Annotated in this window: 16 protein-coding genes; 7 read left to right on the forward strand and 9 right to left on the reverse strand. The window is 49.0% G+C overall.

Annotated elements, in window-relative coordinates; genetic code table 11:
* Window positions 1-17 precede the first annotated feature (17 nt).
* Window positions 18-1,484, reverse strand: coding sequence for a Gfo/Idh/MocA family protein (locus J0A67_RS20080; protein WP_206571180.1), 1,467 nt, complete (start codon window positions 1,482-1,484; stop codon window positions 18-20).
* Between the two features lie 391 nt (window positions 1,485-1,875).
* Here J0A67_RS20080 and J0A67_RS20085 point away from each other — a divergent pair, with 391 nt between their 5' ends.
* The 4 genes from J0A67_RS20085 (at window position 1,876) to J0A67_RS20100 (ending at window position 5,357) form a co-directional block, all read left to right on the forward strand.
* The gene (locus J0A67_RS20085; RefSeq protein WP_206571181.1) at window positions 1,876-3,000 is read left to right on the forward strand and encodes a Re/Si-specific NAD(P)(+) transhydrogenase subunit alpha; all 1,125 of its coding nucleotides are present in this window, start codon (window positions 1,876-1,878) and stop codon (window positions 2,998-3,000) included.
* Window positions 3,001-3,012: 12 nt separating this feature from the next.
* Window positions 3,013-3,300: an NAD(P) transhydrogenase subunit alpha part 2 gene (locus J0A67_RS20090; RefSeq protein ID WP_206571182.1), complete on the forward strand. Its 288-nt coding sequence runs from the start codon at window positions 3,013-3,015 to the stop codon at window positions 3,298-3,300.
* Complete coding sequence (locus J0A67_RS20095) at window positions 3,297-4,685, forward strand: NAD(P)(+) transhydrogenase (Re/Si-specific) subunit beta (RefSeq protein WP_206571183.1); 1,389 nt, start codon at window positions 3,297-3,299, stop codon at window positions 4,683-4,685. Before J0A67_RS20090 ends, J0A67_RS20095 begins: the two co-directional genes overlap by 4 nt.
* 234 nt (window positions 4,686-4,919) lie before the next feature.
* A complete protein-coding gene (locus J0A67_RS20100; RefSeq protein WP_206571184.1) occupies window positions 4,920-5,357 on the forward strand; it encodes a hypothetical protein in 438 nt (145 codons plus the stop codon).
* Window positions 5,358-5,499: 142 nt separating this feature from the next.
* Here the strand turns inward: J0A67_RS20100 and rnhB are convergent, their stop codons facing one another.
* Entirely contained in the window at window positions 5,500-6,105 is a 606-nt protein-coding gene (gene rnhB / locus J0A67_RS20105; RefSeq protein WP_206571185.1) for a ribonuclease HII, read from the reverse strand.
* On the reverse strand, window positions 6,077-8,749 hold the full coding sequence (locus tag J0A67_RS20110; protein WP_206571186.1) for an MGH1-like glycoside hydrolase domain-containing protein: 2,673 nt from the start codon (window positions 8,747-8,749) through the stop codon (window positions 6,077-6,079). The genes rnhB and J0A67_RS20110 overlap by 29 nt, the downstream gene beginning before the upstream one ends.
* Window positions 8,750-8,886: 137 nt before the next feature.
* Here J0A67_RS20110 and J0A67_RS20115 point away from each other — a divergent pair, with 137 nt between their 5' ends.
* Complete coding sequence (locus J0A67_RS20115; protein WP_206571187.1) at window positions 8,887-9,255, forward strand: BlaI/MecI/CopY family transcriptional regulator; 369 nt, start codon at window positions 8,887-8,889, stop codon at window positions 9,253-9,255.
* A complete protein-coding gene (locus J0A67_RS20120; protein ID WP_206571188.1) occupies window positions 9,255-11,624 on the forward strand; it encodes a M56 family metallopeptidase in 2,370 nt (789 codons plus the stop codon). Before J0A67_RS20115 ends, J0A67_RS20120 begins: the two co-directional genes overlap by 1 nt.
* A gap of 4 nt (window positions 11,625-11,628) precedes the next feature.
* On the opposite strand, the gene J0A67_RS20125 is transcribed toward J0A67_RS20120, so the two are convergent.
* The gene (locus J0A67_RS20125; RefSeq protein WP_206571189.1) at window positions 11,629-12,765 is read right to left on the reverse strand and encodes a glycosyltransferase family protein; all 1,137 of its coding nucleotides are present in this window, start codon (window positions 12,763-12,765) and stop codon (window positions 11,629-11,631) included.
* A complete protein-coding gene (locus J0A67_RS20130; RefSeq protein WP_206571190.1) occupies window positions 12,765-13,634 on the reverse strand; it encodes a UDP-2,3-diacylglucosamine diphosphatase in 870 nt (289 codons plus the stop codon). Before J0A67_RS20130 ends, J0A67_RS20125 begins: the two co-directional genes overlap by 1 nt.
* A 306-nt stretch (window positions 13,635-13,940) precedes the next feature.
* Here J0A67_RS20130 and J0A67_RS20135 point away from each other — a divergent pair, with 306 nt between their 5' ends.
* On the forward strand, window positions 13,941-16,415 hold the full coding sequence (locus tag J0A67_RS20135; protein WP_206571191.1) for a S9 family peptidase: 2,475 nt from the start codon (window positions 13,941-13,943) through the stop codon (window positions 16,413-16,415).
* A 153-nt stretch (window positions 16,416-16,568) separates the two neighbouring features.
* On the opposite strand, the gene J0A67_RS20140 is transcribed toward J0A67_RS20135, so the two are convergent.
* The 4 genes from J0A67_RS20140 to J0A67_RS20155 form a co-directional block, all read right to left on the reverse strand.
* On the reverse strand, window positions 16,569-17,183 hold the full coding sequence (locus J0A67_RS20140) for a cytochrome c family protein (protein ID WP_241265274.1): 615 nt from the start codon (window positions 17,181-17,183) through the stop codon (window positions 16,569-16,571).
* Between the two features lie 140 nt (window positions 17,184-17,323).
* Window positions 17,324-17,677, reverse strand: coding sequence for a hypothetical protein (locus J0A67_RS20145; protein ID WP_206571192.1), 354 nt, complete (start codon window positions 17,675-17,677; stop codon window positions 17,324-17,326).
* Window positions 17,678-17,787: 110 nt separating this feature from the next.
* Complete coding sequence (locus tag J0A67_RS20150) at window positions 17,788-19,032, reverse strand: sterol desaturase family protein (RefSeq protein ID WP_206571193.1); 1,245 nt, start codon at window positions 19,030-19,032, stop codon at window positions 17,788-17,790.
* A 268-nt stretch (window positions 19,033-19,300) separates the two neighbouring features.
* The gene (locus J0A67_RS20155) at window positions 19,301-20,059 is read right to left on the reverse strand and encodes a DUF2490 domain-containing protein (protein WP_206571194.1); all 759 of its coding nucleotides are present in this window, start codon (window positions 20,057-20,059) and stop codon (window positions 19,301-19,303) included.
* Window positions 20,060-20,124 lie beyond the last annotated feature (65 nt).

Here is a 20,124-nt window from a genome sequence, read left to right on the forward strand (position 1 = left end):
AAACTGATCGCTAAATACTAGACTTCGAAGCCTTTTCTGTATTCTCTTCCTACAAATTGGTTCGCTTCTTCCAAGTTGGTGATGCGCATGTTTTCGCCATCCCAAAGGAGCTTGCGTCGGCCGAAGAATTCGTCTCTGCCTTGGGCGTTTTGACGCTTGAGCAGATAGCTGCGGATTGCAAGGTTGCCCATAAGGACAGTTTCGGTCATAGGACCAGCATAGTCGAAAGAAGAGGTTAATCCTTTGTGTTCTGTAGAGCCAAAACCAGCCTTGCAGGCTTCTACCCACAGTCTTTGGTGGCCATATTCTCTTTCGAAGCCTTCTTCGGTCTGGGGGCCGATTTCCACGGTGCCGTCGTTCAGGTAAAGTTTTGGCATCAGTGGAGAAGAGTCGTTGATGTTCGTAGTGATGATGCCTTTGGAACCGACGATGAAGACGCCGTTCGCGGAGCCGGATCCACCGATCTCGTGGTCAGCGGGTATGATGTCAGGGTGGGCAGGCTTGATGCCGCCGTCCATCCAGGTCATCTCGATAGGAGATCTGCTTTTGGCGGTCTCGGCGAAGTGCAACGTGATGAAGGAAGAGGCAGGACATCCATCAGGATGGTAGTTGGCATTCCACATCTGGGAATACACCGAAGCCACGGAGCACTCAGCATCGGTAGGATACATGAGTCCTAGTGTACGGAATGGGATATCGATCAAATGGCATCCCACATCGCCCAGCGCGCCAGTACCGTAGTTCCACCAGCCTCTCCAGCTGAATGGATGCAATTCCGGAGTATAGGGGATTTCGGGAGCTGGCCCGAGCCATAGATCCCAGCTGAGTGCATCTGGCTTTTTGCTTGGATCTGGAGACGGGAAAGGGCCTCCTTGAGGCCATACTGGTCTGTTGGTCCAGATTTGTACTTTTGACACGGGGCCGATGCGGTCTTCGTCCACCCACTGCTGCACGAGTTTTAGCAGGGGGTTGGAACCGCCTTGGTTACCCATTTGGGTGACGACTTTCTTATCGCGTGCCAACTGGGTAAGCATCCTCGCCTCGCGGATGTTGTGGGTCATCGGCTTTTGTACATAGACGTGCTTGCCCCGATCCATAGCATATTTAGCTGCAGGTCCGTGTACGTGATCTGGGGTGGAGATAGTCAAGGCGTCGATGTCCTTTTCCTTGTCCAGCATCTCTCGGTAGTCCGCGTACAATTTGGCCTGAGGGAATCTTTCTACGGATCTTTTTGCCGAACCGGAGAAGTCCACGTCGCAGAGAGCCACTACCCGCTCTCTACCGCCCACTGAAGCCAGCTCAATATCGCTCGCACCTTTGCCTCCAGCACCGATTGCCGCCAAGTTGAGTTGATCAGAAGGGGATGTGAAACCTACACCGCCCAACACATGCCTGGGGACGATGAAAAATGAAGATGCAATAGCTGCATTCTTGATAAAATCTCTCCGGGTTTGTCCCGAAGAGGCTTGCTCGGGTTTTTTCATGGGTTACGAATTAATTGAGGTCTAATAGTATGACAAAATAGGGATTTAAGTGTCTTTTGGGCGGGTATTTTATAGGAGGACTTTATTTTGATGATAAAAGACTATTTTCATCCATGGATTTTTGACCGATACGGAAGGACGGCTGAGCCAATTTGAAGGTCATTTTTGCAAAACGTCTGAAAAAAAGCAAAAAAACAGGAAGAAGTTAAGAAATCGATTGCGCGAATTGGGTGCCCTAATTTTGCCCTTTTTTGGACAAATGGGACCTAATTTAGCCCAGAAAAACTCGGTTTTGGCGACTTCGAAATTTCTTCCAAGTCAAACCTTTCCTTTACTTTGAATAATATTCGTCGAAAATAAATTTTGTCCTAGCCCAGAACAACCCTATAAAATGATAGTCGGAGTCATCAAAGAAACCAAGGAATTTGAGAAAAGAGTAGCGCTCAGTCCGGATGTGGTTAAGCTACTTATCAAGAAAGGGTTTGAAGTGGCGGTGGAGTCGGGTGCGGGAGAAGGATCATATTTTTCAGACCAAGACTACGTGGATGCAGGAGCCAAGGTGCTTTCAGGCCTAGGGGTTTTTTCCTCAGATGTCCTTCTAAAGGTCAATCTTTTTACGCTTGAAGAGGTCGCCCAAATGAAAAACGGTGGCGCTTGCATCTCCTACATGTATGCCTATCAGCACCCTGAGATCTTGGATGCGATGAACCAGAAATCCATCTCTTCCTTTTCCATGGATGCCGTGCCGAGGATTTCCAGAGCGCAAAAGATGGACGCACTTTCCTCCCAGGCTAACCTAGCGGGCTATAAGTCGGTGATCCTCGGGGCCAACTACCTCGGGAAGATTTTTCCCCTCATGATGACCGCATCGGGGACCATCACGCCAGCCAAAGTGCTGATCTTCGGAGCTGGCGTGGCCGGGCTGCAGGCCATTGCCACCGCCAAACGCCTCGGCGCTATTGTGGAATGTACCGATGTGCGGCCTGAAACCAAAGAACAGGTGGAGTCACTCGGAGGACGCTTCCTGACCGTGGAAGGAGCCGAAGGAGTGAAGATCGAAGGTGGCTATGCCAAGGAGGTGTCCGCAGAATATTTGGAAAAGCAGCAGCAACTTATCCGGGACAAAATCAAGGATGCGGATTTGGTCATCACGACCGCCCTCGTGATGGGCAAGAAATCTCCTGTCCTCGTGACGGAAGACATGGTGAAAAGCATGAAAAACGGTTCCGTGATCGTCGATATGGCGGTGGAATCCGGTGGCAACTGCGCGATATCCGAAAAGAACAAAACCGTGGTCAAGCATGGCGTCACCTTGGTCGGAGAGTCCAATTTGCCATCTCTGCTTCCCGTGAATGCAAGTCAACTCTATGCGACAAACATTTCGACTCTGCTGCTGCATCTTGCAAACAAGGACGGATTTGCCTTGGATATGGAGGAAGAAATCACCAAAGGCGTCCTGATCACCCATCAAGGACAACTCGTCCACGAATTCACCAAAAGTATCATCAATAAATAGACCCCCTACACTATGACTGTATCAGCATTGCTAATACTGATCTATGTTCTTGTCCTGGCCAGTTACTTGGGATTTGAACTGATCTCCAAAGTGCCCCCGACGCTCCATACCCCGCTTATGTCCGGATCGAATGCTATTTCTGGGATCACCATCGTCGGGGCCCTGATCGCCTGCAATGAACTCGGCTATGCCTCATTGGCCAAGTGGCTCGGCATGTTTGCCCTGGTCCTAGCCACGATCAACGTGGTGGGGGGCTATGCCGTGACCGATCGTATGCTTAAAATGTTTAAGAAGAAATGACCACAGCCATACAAATAGCCTATTTGATTGCCTCGATCTTGTTTATCACGGGGATCAAGCTTCTGAGTAAAACCAAAGATGCCAGAAGAGGGAATATGTTGTCAGCCATTGGGATGCTGATAGCCATTGTGGCGACGCTTCTGACGATCAACGTCATTTCCATGCTCGAGATAGCGATCTGTATTCTGATCGGTGGGGCCATCGGCTTATTTTACGCCACTAAGGTCGCAATGACCAAAATACCGGAAATGGTCGCTCTGTTCAACGGTTTCGGAGGCCTGGCCTCTTTTGCCGTCGCCCTATCGGATTATTTTCTGAAAAGCGGAAGCTCATTGGAGTCACTCGACGCGGTCAATCTCACCAGCATCATCCTTTCTGTTTTGATAGGTGGAGTGACCTTCACCGGCTCCATGATTGCTTTTCTGAAGCTGGACGGAAAGATTTCTGGTCAGCCTATCACTTTTAGTGGACAGCATTTGATCAACCTTATTCTATTAATTGCTTTTGTCGCAGCTTCGGTGCTGGTCTTCATAGACCCCTCCAATCTGCTTTTCATCGGTATTTTGATAGCAATATCCCTCATCTTGGGAATATTGACCGTCATCCCGATTGGCGGTGCTGATATGCCAGTCGTCATTTCCCTTTTGAACTCCTATTCGGGGATGGCGGCCTGCGCGACTGGGTTTATCCTGAACAACAACGTGCTGATTGTCGCAGGTTCTCTGGTCGGTGCATCGGGGATTATCCTCACCCAGATCATGTGCAAGGCCATGAACCGCTCCCTGACGAATGTCTTGCTGGGAGGCTTTGGACAAACTGTGGCGGCAGGTGGGCAAGATGGCCCGGCTATCGTCGTCAAGGAGATTGGCGTGGAGGAGACGGCGATGTTGTTTGACTCAGCATCTTCTGTACTAGTGGTCCCAGGATATGGGATGGCAGTAGCCCAGGCACAGCATGTGATCCGTGAACTGATGGAGCAGTGCGAAAAGCGAAATATCGACTTCCGTTTTGCCATTCACCCCGTGGCGGGTCGTATGCCGGGTCACATGAACGTACTTCTGGCGGAAGCCAATATCAGCTATGACAAGCTCATCGAGATGGAATCGATCAACGACGACTTCCCTAACACCGACTTGGTTTTTGTGGTGGGTGCCAATGACGTAGTCAACCCCGCTGCAAGAACCAACCCTCAAAGCCCGATCTATGGCATGCCTATACTCAATGCTGACAAAGCCCGAACGGTCATCGTCTCCAAGCGAAGTATGGGCAAGGGCTATGCGGGAATTGAAAACGAGCTTTTTGGCTACCCGAACTGTCTGATGCTTTTTGGTGATGCCAAGCAGACCATCACCAAGGTGGTAGGTGAGATGAAAGAGATGAGTTGAATCGTTTAAAAAAATCATCGTAAACAGGCTTTCCCGACTTTAGGGAGGGCCTGTTTCGTTTTAGCCGACAGATAATTTACAAAATTCCGTCCGTGGATTCTGTCGATGTCTAAAATTGAAAGATCTGGGGTAGTTTAGTGATAAGCCGGAAGGTTGGAGTAAGCTACGCAGTGAATCCAGCCTAGGCAGATGATAGGACTTTCTTTCTGGCAAAATTATTGCACTAGCACATTTATGCATCTATCCATTCTCACTTCTGCGCTACTCACTTTGGCGCTTTTTTGGAACCAGCTTGAATACAGGCAGTTGATCGGAAGTTGGCAATTGACCCACTTTGAAGGCATGGAGAAAATCGTGCATTCCTCCCAATACCAAAATGCGACTCCCGCTGAACGAGCCAGTATGGATGCCCGGATCAGGTATAGACTGGAGAACACGGTTTATCAGTTTGAGCCAGGAGATCTTTTGAAGTTTACCGACTTTGAAAATCAGACAGTCGTCCAAAAGCAAGCCAAGATAGAATTGTCAGAAGGAAATATACTGCTCATACACGAGGAGAAAGGAGACCGGCTCGCGAAGATTCTCGAATTTAGCGAGGAGAAAATGGTACTCCAGCCTATCAGCAAAAACACCGCTTCAGGAAAGCTGATTTTCGAACGCATCAAGAAATAGCCTTTCTATTCCCCATCGTCGCGCCATCCTTGACGGATTGGTCGGAGCCATCGCCATTTGCTTAGGCGCGTGTTTGTGAAACAAAGAGAAATGAAACACCCTTAAAATAAACGAAAGCCTTCAGAGCATCTCTGGAGGCTTTTTACTTTAATCCCAATACCAGTTGTCTGGGGAGCAGCTGGAAACTTTTCCGGTGCCAAATGGTGCTGCCGAATCGTTCGATTCCTTGCCGATGGGCCTGGGTGGGGTATCCTGCGTTTCGCTCCCAAGCAAAATGGGGAAACTCTTCCGCCAACCTTTCCATCAATTCATCCCGATAGACTTTGGCGAGGATGGAGGCCGCTGCAATACTCGCAAATTTCCCGTCTCCCTTCACCACACAGGTGTAGGGAAGTTTCAGGTCGGACTTCCAGCGGTTGCCGTCTATCAGTAGATGTTCCGGCGGTACAGCAAGTGAAAGCACTGCCCGCTTCATCGCCAAAAAAGAGGCATGGAGGATGTTGATCCGGTCAATCTCTTCCACACTCGCCTCGGCTACCGCCCAAGCCAAAGCCTTGGATTTGATCTCTTCGATTAGGTTCTCCCGATTGGGTTTGCTCAGCTTTTTTGAATCATTGATCCAAGGATTGGAATAGTCGGGGGGCAATATCACTGCCGCCGCCACCACGGGACCTGCGAGGCATCCCCGGCCCACTTCGTCGCATCCGGCTTCGATCCGATCAGCTTCTAAATAGGGGAGTAGCGGCATCGTGATTGACTTCTTCGGTTTTGTAGTATTTGTGGATCATCTCAGCAACCAACCCCGTCCACCCTGTTTGGTGAGAGGCACCGAGTCCTTTGCCGCTGTCTCCGTGGAAATACTCGTAGAACAGAATGTAGTCCTTGAAATGGGGGTCTTCCTGGAATTTTTTGTTTTTGCCGAAAGCAGGCCTGTGGCCTTTTTTGTCCCTCATGAAGATCCTCATGCACCGTAGCGACAGTTCCTTGGCCACGATGTCCATCGTCACATAGTTACGAGATCCAGCTGGGTATTCGATGGAGAAATCCCCGCCGTAGTAGAAATCAAACTTCTTCAATGATTCGATGATCAGGAAGTTGATCGGAAACCAGATCGGCCCCCTCCAGTTGGAATTTCCACCAAACATTCGTGTGTCGGATTCTCCCGGTGTATATTTGATGGAAAGCACGTCCCCGTTTATTTTGATCGTGTAGGGATTCTTCTCATAGTACTTGGACAGTGAGCGGATGCCGTAGTCGCTCAAAAACTCATCCGAGTGGAGCATTCGCTGAAGCACGCTTTTCATGCGATGCCCGCGCAGCAGGGAAAACAGCCTTCTTTTGTCATAGCCTGGTTGAATCCAGCTGGACACCAAAGCCGCCAGTTTTGGCTTTTCCCTGAGAAAGAAATCGAGCCTTTTTTTGAATTCTGGCAGATTGTCAAACAGGTCTTCTCGAATCGGCTCGACCGCAAAGAGCGGAATGAGTCCCACGATGGACCTCACCTTCAATTTTTTGGGCTCTTTTCCATTGTAGTGAAAGATGTCGTAGAAGAAGTTGTCCTCGTCGTCCCAGAGCGAGATATGTTCCGAGGAGATGTTGTTCATCGCCCCTGCGATATATAGGAAATGCTCTAGGAATTTGGTCGCGCTAAACTGGTAGACGGTGTTGAACTCGCAGAGATCCAGTGCGATTCTGAGCAGGTTGAGCGAAAACATCGCCATCCAGGAGGTGCCGTCTGCCTGCTCTAGTTTCCCTTGGTAGTATTGGGCGTGATTTCTGTCGAAGAGGGAGATGTTGTCCAGGCCGAGGAAGCCGCCTTCGAAGATGTTGTTTCCTTCGGAGTCCTTTCGGTTGACCCACCAGGTGAAGTTGAGCATGAGCTTGTGCATCGCCCTTTCGAGGAAGTCCTGGTCGCCTTTCCCTCCATTTGCTTTTTTGTCGATCTGATAGACTCGCTGTACCGCGTAGGCATGTATGGGTGGATTGACATCGGAGAAATTCCATTCATAGGCCGGAATCTGCCCATTGGGATGCATATACCACTCATTGAGCAGGAGTAGCAGTTGGCTTTTGGCAAATTCAGGGTCAATTCTGGCAATGGGGATGCAATGAAACGCAAGATCCCAGGCTGCATACCAGGGGTATTCCCACTTGTCGGGCATGGAAATGATGTCGTAGTTTTGCAGATGGCGCCAGTTGTGGTTTCTGCCCTTTTTACGCTCATGGGGCGGGCTGTAGCGGCCTGGGTCTCCCTCCAGCCATCGCTCGACATCGTAATAGTAGAATTGCTTGGACCACATCATGCCGGCATAAGCCTGCCTTTGGATCGACTTGAGGTCCTCGTCCACCACTCGTTGCTGGATGGTTTCATAGAATTCATCCGCTTCTTTCCGGTGTTTCTCCATATTTTCAAGACAGGTATCCAAGGGATTTTCCTCCACTTGGCGCTGCATCCGCATCTTGATGGATTTTTTGCCTCCTGCCGGAATCTCCAGTTCATAGATTGCGGCGGCCTTTGTACCGGTATTTGACGGATTGAGCCTGGATCGATCTCCCGAAACAATAAAGTCGTTGATTGCATCTTTGGTGTACTTCCGCTCATTTGGGATGCCATAGAGTTTTTCCCGGTTGGTCTCATTGTCGCAGAAGACCAGATCTTTATTGGAGCAAAAAGTGAAGATGTAATTGCCCGATTTGGGATTGAAGGCTTTGATCGAACGGTCGCCGAGCTTAGTGATCCTTGGCATGAAGGGCTCATGGCCAGTAAACCAGGTTTTGCGAAACCAAACGGTCGGCATCACGGTGATCTTGGCCGACTCGGGGCCCCGATTGTGCACGGTAACGATGGAGATGATGTCCTCCATGTCGTTTTTGGCGTACTCGATGAAGATGTCAAAATACCGATCCTCGTCAAAAACACCGGTGTCGATCAGCTCATACTCTGTATTGAGTTTGCCCGCTTTTTTGTTTTCGTCGATGAGTTTTTGGTAGGGAAATTCAGCCTGGGGATACTTGTAAAGCATCTTCATGTAGCTGTGGGTGGGGGTAGAGTCGAGGTAGTAGTAGATCTCCTTGACATCCTCGCCGTGATTTCCTTGGTTGCCAGTCAGTCCAAAAAGCCGTTCCTTGATCATGGGATCCTTTCCGTTCCAAAAGGCCCAAGCCAGACACAGCTTTTGCTTGTAGTCGGAGATTCCGGCTATCCCTTCTTCTCCCCATCGGTAGGCTTTGCTCTTGGCATCGTCGTGGGTGACATTTTCCCATGCTGCTCCGTCGGGACTATAGTCCTCCCTGACAGTTCCCCACTGTCGTTCGGTCAGGTACGGGCCCCATTTTTTCCAATGTTTGGTGCGCTCCTTGTCCTCTTTTAAACGAAGGTATTCAGCTGACATGTAGGTGGTATAGGTTGAGCAAGTTTCGAAATTAGAATTTTCTGCCTATTAACTCTAAAGAAAGTTGCAAGGTTTTTTGTTCTACACTTGTAGAATTGGAATTTCCTTCTACATTTGTAGAAATAAATTTTCCAAAAATGAAACTGTCCCGAGCCGAAGAAGAACTGATGAACCACCTATGGGCGTTGAAAAAAGCCTTTATGAAGGATCTGCTGGATGCCTATCCGGATCCCAAGCCCGCCGCAACGACTGTTTCCACGCTGCTAAAGCGCATGCAGGAAAAGGACTTCGTTGGCTACAGTACCTTGGGAAATCTCAGGGAGTACTTTCCAAAGGTGAGTAAGGAGAGTTACTTCTCCTCCCACATCAAAGGGCTGATCAAGAATTTCTTCGACGATTCACCTGCCCAGTTTGCCTCTTTTTTTGCCAAAAAGGTGGATCTCTCCGAATCCGAACTACAGGAAATCAAATCTCTGATCGATGACGAACTAAACCGGAAAAACTGATGGACTACCTGCTCAAATCCATACTTTGCCTGCTGGTGCTGCTCCTGATCCACCGGGTGATGCTGCAGCGTGAAGTGCTCCACCGCTTCAACCGATTTTTTCTCCTGGCCGCGGTGCCGGGTTCCTTCTTAATCCCACTCTATACCATCAAAGTGCCGGTAGAAAAGACAGAGCCACTTGTTTTCGAAGCGGCCTTGGAGGAGGAAAATGAGGCGGGCGATTATGAAAATTTTGCAGGAGTAGAAGATGTCGAAAACGTCATAACGGGCATGGAAACAACGACAATAGAACCGCAGGTGTCTGAAAGCCAGTTCCCTTGGCAAAAAGTGGCTTGGACAGTATATATGCTCATCTCAGGTCTCTTTTTGTTTCGGTTTTTTAGAAATCTTATGAGGCTTTTGTATCAAATCCGCCGCAACCCCAAGCTGCCTTACCGAGGTGAGACTTTGGTTTTGCATACCGAAAAGACACCACCGTTCTCTTTCCTCAACTACATTTTTGTCTCGCGTCCGAGTTTTGAAAAGGACGGTATTTCTGACGCGGTATTTGCGCATGAGCGCTGCCATGTACGGGAGCGCCACAGCTGGGATGTCTTGCTCGTGGAAGCACTGATGGTGCCTTTTTGGTTTCACCCGGGACTTTACCTGGCCCGCCATGCCATTCAGCTCAACCATGAATTTATCGCAGACCAAGCTGCGCTGGGCACGACCCCGGTCCAGGAATACCAGCAACTCCTGCTCGGCATCCTATCGGCCAATTCCTCTTCGGCTATGGTCAGCAGTTTGAATTTTTCTCTCACCAAAAAACGCATGCAAATGATGAACAAGAAACCCAACAGCCCGCTCCGGTGGCTGAAACTTCTCGTACTGGTTCCGGTGATCGGCGCCTTGGTGTATTTCTTCGGTGAAAAGGTGGAAGTCCAACCCGAAGAAGCTGTCGTGGCTGAAGTCCAAACTCCGGCTACTGAAAATCCCGTGGAAAGAGTGGAGACGAATATCCGAATCATCTCAGATCGTGTGGTAGAAGTCGATGGCGAATCCGTGCCTATCGAAGAGCTGTCCAAATGGCTGGATGAGATCAAAGCCAGCCAGCCCATTGTGCGGATTTCCGCCGATCCGGGGGTAGAAATGGGTGCTTTGGCGGATGTGCAGGAGATGCTGAGAGGGATGGAGATGCGGCGGGTGATCTATGATGGCCAGGGATCAACCGGTTTACAGAGTGAAAAGGATGTTTACTACCGCAACGCTACATTTTTCGTGGAGGATAGCAAGGGGCTTTTTGTCCGAAGAGACTACGGGGAATTGTCGAGCGAAGAGAAATCCTATCTCGTAGCTCCCGCCAAATCGCCGGCTTACAGGACGCCCACACCCGAAATGTTGACATCTTTGAAAAACGCCAAGGAATATGCGATTTGGCTGAATGCAGAGCCTATTTCAAACAATGAAGTGGCCAGCCATGAGGCTGATATTGTGTTTTACTTTTCAAGTTTCTTTCCAATCTCAGAGCGCACGGCAAATTATCCTCAGGCTTACAAGATCCGAATGTTCACAAAGAAGGGATATGAGGAAACATTCGGTGCTAAGTCTGGGTTTGCCACCCCACTCGTCGAGGACGATATATTTTACCTCTATCCGCTAACCAAGCGGGTCAACTATGGAAGGACAATTACAAAAAGCAATCAAAGTCCGATAGACATGTATCTCCGACTTTACGATTCCTACGCGAGCGAATTTGAGGGCAAAGGTGACGACGATCTTTCAGAGTGGCAGCAAGCAATAGGTTGGCAACTATTTACAGAATTGGGCGGACGATATTACCGGCTTTCTGCGGCAAACAAAAAGATGGTACCTAGGGCAAAAAGGCCTGAATTCCAATATTGGGTTCCATTGATGAAAGATGGAGTCAGGTACTATAAAAAGCAAAATGAACTGACCGAGGAAGAGAAAAAGCAACTGCCTCCTCCGCCACCTCCGCCAAGTAAAAGTGAAGGAGATTTTGACCCCAATCCATCGGAAGAAAAGCAGGTAGTGGCTGCGGGGAATAAATGGGGCGAAGCCAAGGCATATACCATAGTGTACGGTAGCGGCTTTCAAAGCAACGCTTTAAAAGAATACCTCACCCGCTACGGGCAGTTCCAAACCAAAGCCTACGAAAATCATGGCTTTTCCCAAAAGTCCGATTGGGAGATCGAAGCCCTGAGACTGGATTTTGACCGACTGGTCAGGAGCTACGAGCGGCTGACGAATGACGAAAGAAGAAACGTGCAGCGAGCCACTTTTCCCTATGCCAAGATCGAAAAAGACGGCAAGACGATCTATAAGAAATTTGCAGACCTGACCGAGCAGGAGCGCAAAGAGCTGTCCTGCTAGCGGATCAGCCCAGCGCCGGCACTGACTCGTTGGAAAGGAGCTGGGGAATCTTGGAGTTTCGCCTTTCACTTTCCAAAACCAAGTTACGCAGCAGCTCCGGCCAGCTGCCCACCCAGTCACGATAGATCAAGGATGCTTCGGCATCCTTTTTTTGTGCCCCTGCAAGCTTGGCGAAGTCAAAAGTTTCGGAGGCGATGCCCGCTCCGGAGGCCTCTCCGTCCAATGCGTTGCAGGCCTGCTCGTACTGCCCGGCGACCGGGATCATCAGGACGGGTTTCCCCAGATACATGGCCTCGCACACCGATTCAAATCCGGCCGTACAGGCCAGACCCTTGCAAGCTGCCATGTCCTGCAAAAATGTCTGATCGTTGACTTGGTGAAAGCTGAGATTGGGCAGCGGACGCATGGTCTCGTCGGCGTCTTTTTTGTCCCAGTAGGCTTTGATTCGGAGTTGGGGATGCTGCTGAGCAAAATGAATGACTTCAGCCGCATAGCCTGTGTTGACTAGGTAGGCGAGGTAAAAATAGCCTTCGCTTGGTGCCAATGAGTGAACGGCCCTTCTCAAAAGTGGAGGAACGACTCGGATGCGTTCTGTCGGGTTGTCTTTGGGAAGAAAAGAAAGCGCCAGTCGCTCTTTGGCCCCCAGGCATGTAAAAAATGTGTTGAGCTGAAACAGTGTCTTGTCCACAATACGCCCTTGAACAAAATGGAATTCGGGATGGGAAATGAGGTATTGGTGCCCAATCACCCAGAACTCTGCTTTTGGACGGAAGAGGAAGTTATAGAGTCCGCCGAGTAAATCGTAAAAGTTGAGGATGACATCAGGTTGGCTTTCGGCCACGATATGGTCGATTCGCTTCAGACTTTTCCAAAATTTTCTGATTTTGAAGCAGTTTCTTTGGATGGTTTTACCGATTAGGATCTTTTTGTCCGCTCCGTCGCATTCGAAGTTGGGACTTTCCACTGCGTGGATTGGCGCTTTGATCTCTCGCTCGAAAAATTCCGGGATCCTTCGACGTGGACTTTTCCCCACGATCACTCCCATAAGCTGATGGCCCTCAGATCTGAGCAGGCTGGCAAAAGCAATGGCTTGGGTCATGTGGCCCCGTCCTTCCCCTTGTACTACGAACAGAAATTTCATCAGAGTCGGATGGTTGGTGGAGTGATGTCATCGTCGCTTCGTGACTCAAAGGAGACTTGACGCAAAGGGATGATGGTTGCTTCAGGGAGTGGAAATGGAGTCAGTTGAGTTTCGGCCTGTATGCCTCTAAAGTCAATCTCCCGGTAGTAAATGAGTTGCCAGTTGCCCTCGTGATCTTCAGCCAAGGCACTCATAGTTTCCACCCAGTCGCCGGAGTTGAGGTAGTGGATGCCATCGATCATCCGGTTTTCGGCCTTGTGAATATGCCCGCAGATGATGCCATCGCAGCCTTTGGCTTTGGCCATTTTGGCAAGTTCGGTTTCGTAATCATCGATGAAAGAAATAGCCTTTTTGATCTTGCTCTTGATGTATTGGGAGAGTGAGTAGTAGGGCAGTCCGGCCTTGAATCGGTAGTAGTTGACCACACGGTTGAGCCATAGAAGGAAGGTGTAGCCTACATCGCCGAGGTAAGCGATCCAGCGGAGGTTGGTGGTGATGCTGTCAAAGACGTCCCCATGGGTAATGAAGTATTTTTTGCCGAAGGACTCATAGTTCATGTCGGTGAGGATGTGCAGCCGTCCGATCTGAAGCGGAAGTATTTGCTCCAGAAAGTCGTCGTGGTTTCCCCTGAGGTAGTAGACGTTGGTCTGGCTCTGTTCGATCATCTTCAGAATGCGATTGAAGAAACGGGTATGCTTGCGCTTCCAGCTGCCGGACTTTTTTAGTTGCCACCCGTCGATGATGTCGCCGTTGAGGATGAGGTTTTCGCAGCGGTACTGCTTGAGGAAGCGGGAGATCTCTTTGGCTTTGGAGCCTTTGGTACCCAGATGCACGTCAGAGATGACGATGGTCTTGAAGGATGTCTTCATTCTACTGGTTTTGCACGAAAATTAGCGGGCCAGTATAAATCCATCATGTTTAGGTTGTTACGCTTTTGTTTTGATTTCGGAATTTTCTTTGGCATAAATGAATAGAAGGTTAAGCGGACGTGAAAAAGACCAGCGTTACGCGGGGAAAATTAGGAAGCCTTAAAACTGAAAAATCAGCTTTCGAGGAACGTCAACCCACAAATCGGTTTCCTATTTAATCCGTAATCACGCAGCATTTCTTTATGAGCGGTAATAGTCCTTCTTGCCCAGCTTTTTAGCTTCGCTTCCAAAGAAAATTAAACTCAAATGAAGAAAACTATACTTGTCTTTGGGATGATTCTGGCCTCGTTGTCGGGATTTGCCCAGGAGAAAGTCTATCCCGGAAACTACGAGCTGGCGGCTCGATTTTCTCCGGAGAAAATGAAGAAAATGGTCTTCTCCACCAGTGTGGATGCCCATTGGATGAAAAAATCCGACCGCTTCTGGTACGAGTACGAAACATCAGACGGCAAGAGCTGGTATGTCGTAGATCCTGTGCGAAAAACGAAAACCCAGCTTTTTGACAAAGACAAACTTGCCGCTGAGATCACCAAAGCGGTGAAGGATCCCTTTGACGGGCAGCATCTCAAGCTCGATGACCTGAAGCTGCTGGAGGACGAAAATACGATCCGCTTCAAAGTGAAAAGCACCGTAGATGTGCTGAAATCGGACTGGGCGGAGATCAGGGAGAAAAACAAGAATGCCAAAGACTCCCTGGAAAAGAAGGTGCATACCTTCCTGTACAACATTTCCACGCAGCAGCTCACAGAGATTGCCACCGAGAAAGACCCCAAAAGACTGATGTGGGCGAATATCGCCCCCGATTCCTCCAAGGTGGTGTATATGAAAGATTATAACCTGTACTGGATGGACAAGGCCAACTTCCTCAAAGCCGTGAAGGACGAGAAAGACTCTACCATCGTAGACAACCAACTGACTACGGATGGAGAAAAGGACTATAGCTACGGTTTTGGAGGCCGTGGAGACGATAACGTCGAAGAGGAAAAAAAGCAGAAGGACCGAAAGCGCGTCGGAGCGCTGTGGAGTGCGGACAGCAAACAGTTTATCCTGACGCGTACCGATGAGCGTGCTGTGAAAGACCTTTGGGTAATCCACAACACCAAGGATCCACGGCCTACGCTGGAAACCTACAAATACGCCATGCCGGGAGAAAAGGAGCAGCCGAAGACGGAACTGCTTCACTTTTCCTTCGAAAGCATGGAATTGAAAAACCTTCCCGTAGCCACTTTCAAGGACCAAACGATCAATCTTTGGTCGACAACTCCGGCGACGAATACCCGCGACGATGACTTCCGTCCGTCCACTTGGCTGGGGGATTTGGATGAATTTTACTTTGCGCTCACCTCACGGGATCTGAAGAAGGTGGATGTGGTTCGTTGGAATCTTGCTTCTGGAGAAAAGGAAGTCCTGATCGAGGAGCGAAGCAATACCTATATCGACTTCGAAAAGCTTGAGTTGACAGGCAATGATCTGATTTGGTGGTCGGAGCGGGACGGCTGGGGACACTACTACCTCTATGGGAAAGACGGTTTGCTCAAGCGCCAACTGACTTCTGGTCCTTTCCATACAGCGGGAGCCGCGAGGGTGGACGAAAAAGGTAGAAAACTCTACTTTACAGCCAACGGCCGCGAAAAAGGCGAAGATCCCTATTACGAACACCTCTACAGCGTGAGCTTGGACGGTGGCGCAATTGCCCTGCTCAACAGGGGAGACTTCCATCACGACATCAGCATCAATGACAACGCCACCTTCTTTGTGGACAACTTTTCTAGGGTTAATACCACTCCGGTTGCCGTGCTTTATGATAAGGCTGGAACGAAAGTGATGGACTTGGAAACTGCCGATCTCAGCCAACTTTTCGCAGCGGGCTATCAATTTCCGGAACCTTTTAAGTTTAAGGCTGACGATGGGATCACCGATCTCTATGGTGTGATGTACAAGCCCTTTGACTTTGACTCGAGCAGGAAGTACCCGATCATCGAGTACGTTTACCCAGGACCTCAGACTGAGGCGGTAAACAAGGCTTTTGGCAGAAGCCTAGATCGGACAGACCGTCTGGCTCAATTTGGTTTCGTCGTGATCACTTTGGGAAATAGAGGAGGGCATCCGTCGAGATCCAAATGGTACCACAACTATGGCTATGGAGATTTGAGAGACTATGGTTTGGCGGACAAGAAAGCCGCGATCGAGCAACTTGCCGATAAATATGACTTCATTGATCGCAACAAAGTCGGAATCCACGGGCACTCAGGTGGCGGATTTATGTCCACGGCGGCAATGCTCGTCTATCCCGATGTGTTCAAAGTAGCGGTTTCCTCGGCGGGCAACCATGAGAACAATATTTACAACCGCTGGTGGTCAGAGAAGCACCATGGGGTAAAGGAGCAGGTTACGGCTAAGGGTGACACGACCTTTGTATATCAGATTGAGAAGAATCCCGAACTGGCACAAAATCTCAAAGGGCATCTGATGCTTAGCACAGGTGACGTGGACAACAACGTGCACCCAGCAGGCACCATCCGCATGGCCAATGCGCTGATCAAAGCCGGAAAGCGATTTGAATTTGTGATTCTTCCGGGTCAGCGGCATGGCTATGGTGATATGACGGAGTATTTCTTCTGGAAAATGGGCGATTACTTTGTGCAGCACCTTTTGGGCGACAATACTCCTCCGCCGGTCGACATGATCGAGATGCAGCGGGACAAGCCGAAAGACAAGTAGGCAGAGAGCAGTCGCAGTTCGTAGACATTTCCCATTGTGTGAAGCTGAGCCGTGTCGTATCCGTTTTGACGAAGTCACTACCATATTTCGAGCCTAGTCTCAAAATCTAGAACCCAATAAAAAGCCCGATTCCACATTGGAATCGGGCTTTTATTATTGGACGCCAACCGGAGGGATGGGTGGAGGAACCATGTTGCTGACAGGCTTGATGGATTGGAGATAGGCGAAGATGGCTTTCAGCTCCATATCCGTCATAAACTTGAACATCTCCCAAGGCATAGGAGGCATTAAGGGTCTCGAGTTCGGCAGCCCCTTATACTTTCCATTGCGGATTGCGTAGATAAACTGATTCTCGTTCCAAGTAGCGAGACCGGTAGGATCAGGAGTTAGATTGGCAGCATAGGAGACTCCCCAGGGCCCGACCCACTCCGTGAAGACTTGGGTCACCACCAAGCCCTTACGTTCCATGGCCTTTCTGTCTACGTCGATTGAAGGGGATCCCGCCGGATGTCCGGAGAGCCACAGGGCTGAGTCAAGTTCCATCCCATGAGTCCCTATTTTTTTTGGCGTATGGCAGTCGTTGCAACCTCCGATTAGGACGAGGTGTTCCCCTAGAGCAATTTGGCTTTCAAACCCGTTAAATTCCATGGCAACTTCCTGATGAGTTTCCTGGACTTCTTCGGCACCTTTTTCGGCGGTCTTTCCCGTGCACTGGAATAGAAAAAATGCAGCCAGTACAGCATTCAGGCAATGTTTCAAAGTTTTCATTTCAGGATAGATTGGTTCAGCCGAAGGTACCTAATAAAAAAAATATCTTCCTGAATTGATTTTAGTGTAAATTACTGAAAACAAGCGTTTTGAGTTGTGGGTATTTGCGAAAAATGCAAATCAGCAAGCGACAAAAGTAGTCACGGATATTTTTTTATTTGCATGGTATAATTGACCGAATCGCCAAATTCTTTGATAGGCATCCGACTTTGCGGGTCGGGTAGTTCGACGAAGGGAAGCTCTACTCTGAAGTTTGTCCCAGAGTGGAGGGTCAACTGTCTTTCGGTGTACAAGCTGCGAGGGACAAATACTTGGGAGGAATCCGTCTTTAGCGACTCAGGTATTTTTAGCTTCAAGGGAGCGTTTTTCTTAAACTGATCACCAAAACCAAACTTTTCTCCATTTGTACTGGATTCTCGTTCACTTTTTTCCTGGGAAAAGGCAGCGACAACCGCAACCATCATTAAAAACGCAAGAAGTACTAATTTTTTCATGTTGATCCAATTCGTTTCCTCAAAGTTCCAACGGTTTCGATGAATTCAAGGTTAGCCGTACTGATCTTACTTTTTCAGTTTCCAGTCGATCCCAGGGCATCCCAACGTCGTCAGTCTTTTGGATTGACATGAAAAGAAATCCCTAGGCTAAATTGCCCGACCCCATCTTCTGCAAACATCCTCCCATACTCTGCCCGAACAGCCCACCGATCAAAGTTGGGGCTAAATCCCAAACCAAAATTTGTGGCGAAGTTACTTTCACAATCTTCACATAGGCTGATCAGGTACTTGGGAGCTAGGGTGGCTTCCAGTTTTTCCTTGGCAAAGGGAAGGGTGAACAACATCGTGGGCTGAAGCTGGAACACCTCTGAGTTGGTAGCGTAGCCGATTGGTAGAAACGCAGCAATCCGATTTTCCATCAGGGAAGCCTTTGGCCCCATACCGATAATATAGTCTGTTGATCCTTCCTTGATCCAATTGGCCTCCAAGCGCCCTCTCAGATCGACTTTTGGCGAGAGCCCAACAGCAAAATTTGCCCCAACGTGATTTGCCCCATCACTCTCGGACTCCATCCCGGTACTGGTATAGTAGGGGGTGACCTCCACCTGGCCCTTTCCGACCAAGCGGGCACTTTGTAAGTCAGAAAATACCGGTACGCACGCAGTGTCAAAAACAGAGATCGTCAAGATCGTGACCAAGGCCAAGAGCGGATTGCCATGCGGGCGTGATACAATCCTTGGAGTGGAAAACGGATTCCTTTTTTTCGTTTTGCCAAAAAATACTTCTGCCATCCTAGGAGTGACCTGTGCGTCCTTTGGGGGAAGAGTGTCAAACAGCCAATCCCATAATGTAGTACTGAAGCTGAATCCACAGTTGGGGTATCTGGTGTGGTGGAGGATGTGCGACCTTTGGATTTTCGGAAATAGGCACTTGCAAAAGGGCTGATGAAGCAGGTAGTGGAGGAGATTGTAGCCCAAAAAACCCGTGGTGAATCCAGCAAAAATGGTGAAGGCATTGTTCAACTTCAGTGCAGTGAGGAATACGGCCAAGCAGAGTAGAAATACCGCGAAACGATGGATAGGCTTGACGGCCAGATCATGGGGATTTTGATGATGGTGCTTGTGGTTGAAGATTTTTTCCTCCTTACTCGGCACTAGCAGCTCGTGCATTAAAAAGCGGTGTACGCAATACTCGAAGAAAGTCCACGCCAACCATCCACCAAAAAACAATGTCACAAAAAACCAGGGAGTACCTGGGAAGGCATATCCAAGAAGGATGACGGCGATCAGCATTGCGCTGGCTTTGGCAATACAAAGTTTCATTGCCTGGATCGAGTTAGTAGCATTAGTGTCCATGGTTTTAAAAGTTTTGACTGAATTTATATTCAGTTTACTGACTCCGGTGTATGCGATTTGCCGATGTGATGACGGACTTTATTTGAAATAGCCAAGGCATAGGGCGATGGTCCTCATATTTGCATTTTTGCTTAGGAAATACTTTTTGGACCGATGGAAAATGAAATTTTGCCAAATCCAGTACTTGGGTTTTCAAAAAAAGATGGAGCCCTGTCAGATCGAAAAAGTGTTTGTCAGCAGGATCGGGGCAAAATATGCATCAGAAGTCCTAATTGGAGAAATCTAGATTGTGCCGTATTTGTAGCCATGCAATGTGGCTTTTAAGATAAGTTTCCGGCTGCGGCGTGCCGGCAAATTGGGAATTGTAGGTGAAGGAAACGCTCAATGCTTTGTTCCATTGAAGTGTAGGGCTGAGGATCAGGCGATTCTGGTCAAAAATACTGTGACCGATATCTTTTCCGGCATTGATGAAAATTTCATCTCCCAAATTAAGGATGATTTTCCGCTGGGGATCTTTTTTGGAAAGACGGGCTAGGGGGATGCCGACCGAAAAAGCATAGCGAAACCGGAAGTTAAAATCCACGGTGGCAAAATCTAAGGCGAGGTCTTTGAAAAAGCGTTCTTCCACCCGAAGGCGATGACTGAGATTTAGTTTTCCTAATTGATCTTTGAAAAGCAGTTCTTGATAGGGGCGGTACTCCCGGCGGACAACGCTATTGCCTGCATAGACACCCAAGTTGGCAAAACCACCTCCAAGTCTTAGTCTTGGGGAAATGGAATAGCCAGCACCCGTCCTGACGATATAGGCTAGCTTATCCTCGACCCCATTTCTCCATCGGAATCCCCCATCCAGGAGAATCGTCCACTTCTCCGAAATCCTGCCCTCGTGGTAGGAATGCAGCCACACTTGATTGGATTTGAGGATGTTCTTCTGCGCCTGTGTATGGGCTGCCGCCAGACAGAGCATCATCATTGCAAGAAGGGAAAGTTTCAGGCTAAAAGTGGGATGAATTGCACGCACTTTCATTAGTGGTTTAGGCAGATTGAGGTTTGGTATGTTTGGTTTCCCTAGGCAAATAACCAGAGAAAAAT

Origin of the sequence: Algoriphagus aestuariicola, assembly GCF_017254835.1 — a bacterium.
Lineage (GTDB): Bacteria > Bacteroidota > Bacteroidia > Cytophagales > Cyclobacteriaceae > Algoriphagus > Algoriphagus aestuariicola.